The organism is Agrobacterium sp. (assembly GCF_032092815.1).
Taxonomy (GTDB): domain Bacteria; phylum Pseudomonadota; class Alphaproteobacteria; order Rhizobiales; family Rhizobiaceae; genus Agrobacterium.
Map to the genome: position 1 here is coordinate 80,460 of NZ_DAMDBP010000003.1, position 7,321 is coordinate 87,780.

A 7,321-nucleotide genomic window follows, 5' to 3' on the forward strand; every position below is an offset into this window, starting at 1 on the left:
TCGCTTGCCGCCAAAACCAACCAGCTTGCCACCGCCCTGCAGGTGCCAGTCGACCCGGCTTTTGATGCCGAGCATAAAAGCTGAGGCAGAAAAAGGCCCAAAACAGCGGCTTTCATGCTCTGAACCAGAATAAAAGCAGAACATGGTTCTGGCCTTTCAGCCCCGAATCACTACACTGGGCCGCATGAGCAACAGTTTTGATGACATCCCGTTCTTCGATGAAGAACCGGCAGAGCCACGCAAACAGGCACCAGCGCCACAACAGGGCAGCGGTCTTGGCATTGCAGCGCGCGCCATGGCAGCGCGTGATCAGGCACGCGCACCGGTAGATTATCTCTCCGGACTGAACCCGGAACAACGCGAAGCGGTGGAAACGCTGGAAGGCCCGGTTCTGGTGCTGGCCGGTGCGGGCACCGGCAAAACACGGGTACTGACAACCCGCATCGCCCATATTCTGGCAAGCAATCGCGCCTTCCCCAGCCAGATCCTCGCCGTGACCTTCACCAACAAGGCCGCCCGCGAAATGAAGGAACGTATCGGCGTTCTGGTTGGCGGCGCTGTCGAAGGCATGCCATGGCTCGGCACCTTCCACTCCATCGGCGTGAAGCTGTTGCGACGCCATGCCGAACTGGTGGACCTGCGCTCCGATTTCACCATTCTGGATACGGATGATGTCATCCGCCTGATCAAGCAGCTCATTCAGGCCGAAGGTCTGGATGACAAACGCTGGCCGGCCAAACAATTCGCCGGCATGATCGACAACTGGAAAAACAAGGGCCTCACCCCGAAGGATATTCCAGAAGGCGACGCACGCGCTTTTGCCAATGGCAAGGGCCGTGAACTCTACGCCGCCTATCAGGCGCGCCTGAGAACGCTCAATGCCTGCGACTTCGGCGACCTGTTGCTGCATCCGATCAGCATGTTCCGCCGCAATCCGGATATTCTCAAAGAGTATCACCAGAAGTTCCGTTACATCCTGGTGGACGAGTATCAGGACACCAACACCGCACAATATATGTGGCTGCGGCTTTTGGCGCAGCGCCCCAAGGGCGAAGTGCAAAACGTCTGCTGCGTGGGCGATGACGACCAATCCATCTATGGCTGGCGCGGTGCAGAAGTGGACAACATCCTGCGTTTCGACAAGGATTTCACTGGCGCAAAGGTCATCAAGCTGGAGCGCAACTATCGCTCGACCGAACATATTCTCGGTGCTGCCGGCCATCTGATTTCACACAATGAAGGTCGCCTCGGCAAAACCCTGTTTACGGAACGCACCGATCCGGATGACGAAAAGGTCATGGTGCATGCGGCCTGGGATTCGGAAGAAGAAGCCCGCGCAGTTGGCGAAGAAATCGAACAGCTGCAGCGCCAGAATCACAATCTCAACGACATGGCGATCCTCGTGCGCGCATCTTTCCAGATGCGTGAGTTCGAAGACCGTTTCGTAACGCTTGGGCTCAACTACCGCGTCATCGGTGGCCCACGCTTCTACGAGCGTCTCGAAATCCGTGACGCCATGGCCTATTTCCGTCTGGTCTGCCAGCCGGCTGACGATCTGGCCTTCGAGCGTATCGTCAACACACCAAAGCGTGGCCTTGGTGATACGACAATCCGCAATCTGCATGATTATGCCCGGGCTCGTGACATTCCGATGCTGGCGGCCGCAGCCGACATCATTGAAACGGATGAACTGAAACCGAAAGCCCGCAAGGCGCTGTTCGATGTGATTCAATCTTTCAAAAATTGGCAGCAACGGCTTGAAAACACACCGCATGTCGAGCTTGCCGAGCAGATTCTCGAAGAGTCCGGCTATACCGACATGTGGAAGGCCGACAAATCAGCCGAAGCGCCGGGACGCCTGGAAAACCTGAAAGAACTGATGCGCTCGATGGAAGCCTTCGAGAGCATGCGCGGTTTCCTTGAACACGTTGCACTGGTCATGGATGCCGAGCAGAACGAGAACCTCGACGCCGTTTCTATCATGACGCTGCACTCCGCCAAGGGCTTGGAATTCGACACCGTATTCCTGCCCGGCTGGGAAGAAGGCCTGTTCCCGCACCAGCGCGCGCTGGATGAAGGTGGACGTTCGGGATTGGAAGAAGAACGCCGCCTCGCCTATGTCGGCCTGACCCGTGCCAAACGGCGCTGCCACATCTGGTTCGTTTCGAACCGCCGTATTCACGGCCTGTGGCAATCCACAATGCCCTCGCGTTTCCTGGAAGAGCTTCCCGCGACCCATGTCGACGTGGCGGCCTCTGACAGCAATTACGGCGGTTATGGCGGGCGCGGTGGTTACGGACAATCTCGTTTCGACAAGGCCGATCCCTTCGCCAATGATTATTCCACACCGGGCTGGAAACGTGCGCAGGCCAACCGCTCGGATGCGACCCGTGATAACTGGGGCACGCGCTCTGGCCATGCAGTCGAACGGATCGGTTATGGCGAAAGCGGCCCGAAATCCCGCACCATTGATGGTGAGCTGGTTGCCAAGTCAGTCTCTGAAACACCGTCGCGTTTTCAGGTCGGCGACCGCGTATTTCATATGAAGTTCGGCAATGGCAACATTTCCACCATTGAAGGCAACAAACTGACCATCGACTTCGATCGTGCTGGACAGAAACGCGTGCTGGATGGCTTTGTGGAAAAGGTTTGAGACATTTATGGCCGGGGCCAATTTCCCGGCCATCTCAACGCCTGAAATACCATAGTTCCAAATGTTTATTAGACCTCGCCGGGCGTAAAGCTGACGAGATAAATAATGGCAATGACGACTGCCAGAGTAAAAATGGCTGCCACGAAGGCAATCATTCGGTGAAGTGGTTTTCGTGTTGTCTGTTTCATGGGGAAGAAACGGTTTGGCCTTCCATTCCGTTCCATGAAGACCGAGCAAACAGCTCCAAGGAGACCAACCCATTCACGTAATTTGATTCCGTATCAAACAGATATCGGCTAAAGCTGAATCAGATTTTCAGCATTGGCCTCCCATGACACAAAGCACGACCTCTCCTCGCCTCAACCCATTGCATCTGGCGGCCGCCTTTGGCAGTGGCTGCCTTTTGACCCTGATGGTGCATTTCAACGGCATGTTGGCCCATTACGGCAACGCCATGTTCTCCTCCTGGACAGCCCATGGCACCGGCACGGTTGCGGCGCTGATCTATCTTGCCATTCTCTACAAAAAGCCGAAAACCGGTGAAGCACCCAAACCCAAGGCACCTCTCTGGGCCTATCTTGGCGGTGTTGTGGGGGCAGCTATCGTCATGTTGACATCAAGCGCCGTCAATTCGCCGCTTGCGCTGTCTGGCACCATAGCGCTCGGTCTGGGTGGACAGGTCATTTTCAGCCTTGCAGCCGATCTCTGGGGGTTCTTTGGCCTTCCCCGTCGCCGCCCCGATGCGCGCGACCTCTGCGCCGTCGCGCTGATCCTTGGCGGCAGCGCCCTGATCATTCTTGTCGGGAGAGCTGCATGACCCTGTGGATCGCCATGGCCTTCACAGGCGGTGTGTTTGTTGCGCTCAGCCGCCAGATCAATGGTCGCCTCAGCCTGTCGAACTCACCGCTGATTGCGTCCTTCTGGAACCATATTGTCGGTTTTGTCGTGCTGACGGCGCTTGGTCTGGTGCTGGGTGGCCTGCTTCCGGACGGTGCGGCGGATGCACCCTGGTATGCCTTTATCGGCGGACCGATCGGGGTGGTGTTTATCGCCTCCGGAAGCTGGCTCATTCCGCGCATTGGTGCGGTTAACACCGCACTTCTGGTCATCAGTGGTCAGATGGTATCGGGTGTGGTGCTGGATCTGTTCAGCAATCAGCCACCCAAGATCTGGGCAAGTGCACTCGGTGTGCTGCTGATCATGGCAGGAATGGCGCTAACCCAGCGCCGTTCCTGATAGGACATTCAAGGCAGGGTCAGCCTTTTCTGGAGAACAGGCTGGCCAGCGTTTTGGTCGTGCCCTTGCTGCCCTTGCTGTCCACGAACACAGGTTTTGATTCCAGGCGCGGCACGACAACGATGCGATTGACGTCGCCGCGTTTGAACGCCGCCAGGAACTTCGGATATTCCTTGAATACCACGCAGCCGTTGGATTCACCGCGTCTTGCCAGCATGTAGGTATGCGCAAGAAGGCCATTGCGGCCATGCGGGTTAACGCCGCTTTCCGGCGTCAGGCGCAGCGCCTCGACCCCATGGAACAGGGCTTCACGCATGGTCAGCTTGTAAGAGGATGGCGGGGTGGAACCCTTCATCTTCACATGCACATATTTCGGGTTGTCGCGCATCGAACCGAGGCCGGAATGCGCCTCAAGCTTTTCGCCATTCGGCATATGCACCGTGGCGGTCTCAATTTCATAAACTGCTGTTCTGGCCCCCATGGCAACCGATGGCCGTGATGCAACGCTTGGAATGGACGGTTTTTCCGGACGCAGCATTGCCACTTCCTTCTCAACCGCTTCCGTACCGGTCTTCGGCCCATCAGCTGGAGCCAGCTTTGCGATTTGCGGACGGAACGACGGCAGCGGGATGCTCTGCGGCATGGCCTGCTCCAGCGCCGGCGCTGGTGTGGGCTCAGGGACTGCACCGTTGAGGATCAGGTCAAAACGGCGATTGGCGGAGGCGGACGCATCCGGCCGTACTTCAACCAGCGCTGAAGACAGCGAACTTGAACCAGGTAGCAGCGGTTCGGCGCTGGCCACCAGCGTTGCTTCATCCAGCGCCTTGTCCATTTTCACCTTGGCAATTCTCAGCTCATTGCGCTTGTGAGCAGCCTTGATGCCTTCCGATGTCAGGCTTGCCATGCGACGCTGGTCTTCCGTTGGTTTGCCAAGCCTAGAAAACTTGGCAATGCGCACATTATGGCTACCGGGTGGCAAAGCGGTCGGCAGGTTTGCGGCAATACTGATGTCGGGCTTGGTGTGGCGCGCCGGTGTCAAAGATGCATGCACGCTCTGCATCGTCGTCAGCGTAAAGCCCATCCACACAGCAACCGTGATGACCGCACCGGACACAATGGTAACCGGACTTATCACCTTGTTTTTTCTGGAAGATCGTTTTTTACGGCCCGAAGATACGGGTTCGCCAAAGGTGTGAACCTTAGTCGCCATGGTACTCATTACCCAACACGTTACTCTGCTCCCGGACACGCAGATAAAAACCGGGCACTCTGCACCGGCCCACCGCAATGGAAGCGCCGATCACATAAAACAATGGCAAATTATGGTAACCAATTCCTTTACGATGCAGATTCATTCCGCATGATAAAATCAAAAGACCCGGATTTTTGTGCGATACGGGTCTTTCAGGTTGCGCTCAGAACTCGCCATTGACGCCCAGCTGAACACCAACCGAGCCGCCCGGCGCGTATCCGAGAGAGCCATTCAACACCACTGGATATTCAACATCCAGCATGTGGGCGACGGCAAAACTGGTGGCAAACTCGCCGCCATAAGTGGCGACGTTCGTCGCCCAGGCTGTCTTGCCTGGCGCTGATGGCGTTGGTGCGCCAGTCATGGCCATGGCAGCGGCAATCCCCTTGTTCGCATCCTTGCGGTTGCGATCAACCGTTGTCTTAAGCCTTGATATGTCACCAGTAAGGCTGGCGATATCAAAATCGGTGGTGGCGAGATTGCCATTCGCGTCGGACGTAACAAGTTTCACAGGTCCGGTTTGTGCGGCGCGACTGGCCGATGAACCAATGCCCGCCATGGTGTAGGTGTTGGAGGATGTACCAAGCACCACCTGCCCCTCACGAAGTGCCGTTGCTCCAGCCCCAATTGCCACGCTGTTGTTGTAGCCGGCACTTGCCCCGGCTCCCAGTGCAATGCCCGCCTCACCCGCAACAATCGCGTCACGACCGATGGCAATGCCATCCGTGGCGCTGACCGTGCTTCTTAGACCAAAAGCGAGTGCGTTCGCGGCACTCGCTGTTGTGGTCGCACCGTTACCAATCGCCAGAGAATTGGCTTCGGCCGCCGATGCCGCGGCATTGGCCGTGCTGCCAAGACCGTTAATCTGCCCGCCGCCAATCGACACACCTGAATTGTTGTCCACCGTGACATTGTTGGCGGTCAAACCGCAGTCGGTGGTGCTGACAACGTTACCGTCCGTATCGAGAACCGAGACGCCAATCGTCTGACCACTCAAAACTCCGACAATGTCAGTGTCTATGATGCCCGCCAGCACTGACAGCAGAGGGTCGACCACAGTTGTAGCAACCGGTTCCAATATAGGTAGATCCACGCTCAGCCCCGAGCAGACATTGACCAATGGCGCCGTCTGCGCAGATGCATTTCGTGCAAAGGGTAGCGTGGATATGCCTGATAGAAGTGAAATAAGCAGAACAGTCGATACAGTTTTCATGCCGCCCTCGTAAGTTCATGTATATGCGACATATTTAAATTAGTTATCGTTAATACAACTCTCGTTTTAATATGTATTTTCTAATATGTTATTTTTTATAGTCCTAAAACACAAAGCAACAATCGACTTCCGGCTTGATTGCGTCCGTGAAGCAGCGTACCCAAAATGTAAGCGTCCCCACGGAGGAGCCAATGATGAAGGCATTGCTACTGATCGACATTCAGAACGGATTTTGCCCCGGTGGTAATCTGCCGGTTGCCGAGGGTGACAAGATCGTTCCCATCGCCAATGCACTGATTGAAAATGGCGGTTATGACCTGATCGTCGCGTCACAGGATTGGCACCCGGAAAATCACGGCAGTTTCGCTTCGCAACATGCAGGCATGAAACCGTTTGAGATGGGCGAACTTTCCGGCAAACCGCAGGTCATGTGGCCGGATCACTGCGTACAGGGCAGCGTCGATGCCCAGTTCCACCCGGATTTGAATACCGAAAGTTTCGATTACGTGCAGCAGAAGGGTGAAAACCCGGCTGTCGACAGCTATTCAGCCTTTCGTGACAACGATCAGGCTGCCGTCACCGGTCTTGCCGATTATCTGACGAGGCAAGGTGTCACCACCCTTGATGTCTGCGGTCTGGCGACGGATTACTGCGTCAGTTTCTCTGTGCAGGATGCGCTGGAAATGCTGCCTGGCACCAAGGTTCGTTTTATAGAGGATGCAAGCCGGGGCATTGACCCGGAAGGCATCAAGGCCGCCATTGCCACGATGCGGACCAAGGGCGCAGACATCGTGACCAGCAAGGATATTCTCGCTGCCTGACAACGGTCAGACACGGAAAACACACCAAGTGCTGTCTTATCTGGGGATCGTTTTTTCCAGGATGTCGATATCGGACGCCGCATCTTCCATGCGCCTTTTCACGGCGGTCAGCGCATCATTCAGGCCGCGATTGTAAAAACGCGGCC

The 7,321-nt window shown here is 56.3% G+C and carries 6 protein-coding genes and 1 pseudogene; 5 read left to right on the plus strand and 2 right to left on the minus strand.

The window, feature by feature from the left end; genetic code table 11:
- The 4 genes and pseudogenes from RT613_RS02290 to RT613_RS02305 all read left to right on the plus strand — a co-directional run.
- A pseudogene (locus RT613_RS02290) lies at positions 1–84 on the plus strand (carboxymuconolactone decarboxylase family protein); the annotation flags it as partial.
- 100 nt (positions 85–184) lie between these two features.
- Entirely contained in the window at positions 185–2,653 is a 2,469-nt protein-coding gene (locus RT613_RS02295) for an ATP-dependent helicase (RefSeq protein ID WP_313612642.1), read from the plus strand.
- A gap of 331 nt (positions 2,654–2,984) precedes the next feature.
- Positions 2,985–3,470 carry a DMT family transporter gene (locus tag RT613_RS02300; RefSeq protein ID WP_313612644.1) on the plus strand — a complete coding sequence of 162 codons (486 nt, stop codon included), beginning with the start codon at positions 2,985–2,987 and terminating at the stop codon, positions 3,468–3,470.
- Positions 3,467–3,889, plus strand: a complete 423-nt coding sequence (locus tag RT613_RS02305) for a DMT family transporter (protein ID WP_313612646.1) — start codon at positions 3,467–3,469, stop codon at positions 3,887–3,889. The genes RT613_RS02300 and RT613_RS02305 overlap by 4 nt, the downstream gene beginning before the upstream one ends.
- Before the next feature lie 19 nt (positions 3,890–3,908).
- On the opposite strand, the gene RT613_RS02310 is transcribed toward RT613_RS02305, so the two are convergent.
- Both RT613_RS02310 and RT613_RS02315 read right to left on the minus strand, forming a co-directional pair.
- On the minus strand, positions 3,909–5,024 hold the full coding sequence (locus RT613_RS02310; protein ID WP_313612648.1) for a DUF2778 domain-containing protein: 1,116 nt from the start codon (positions 5,022–5,024) through the stop codon (positions 3,909–3,911).
- Between the two features lie 280 nt (positions 5,025–5,304).
- Entirely contained in the window at positions 5,305–6,354 is a 1,050-nt protein-coding gene (locus RT613_RS02315) for a hypothetical protein (protein ID WP_313612650.1), read from the minus strand.
- Positions 6,355–6,548: 194 nt separating this feature from the next.
- Between RT613_RS02315 and pncA the strand changes: the two genes are divergently transcribed.
- Positions 6,549–7,175 carry a bifunctional nicotinamidase/pyrazinamidase gene (gene pncA / locus RT613_RS02320; RefSeq protein WP_313612789.1) on the plus strand — a complete coding sequence of 209 codons (627 nt, stop codon included), beginning with the start codon at positions 6,549–6,551 and terminating at the stop codon, positions 7,173–7,175.
- Positions 7,176–7,321: the final 146 nt, after the last annotated feature.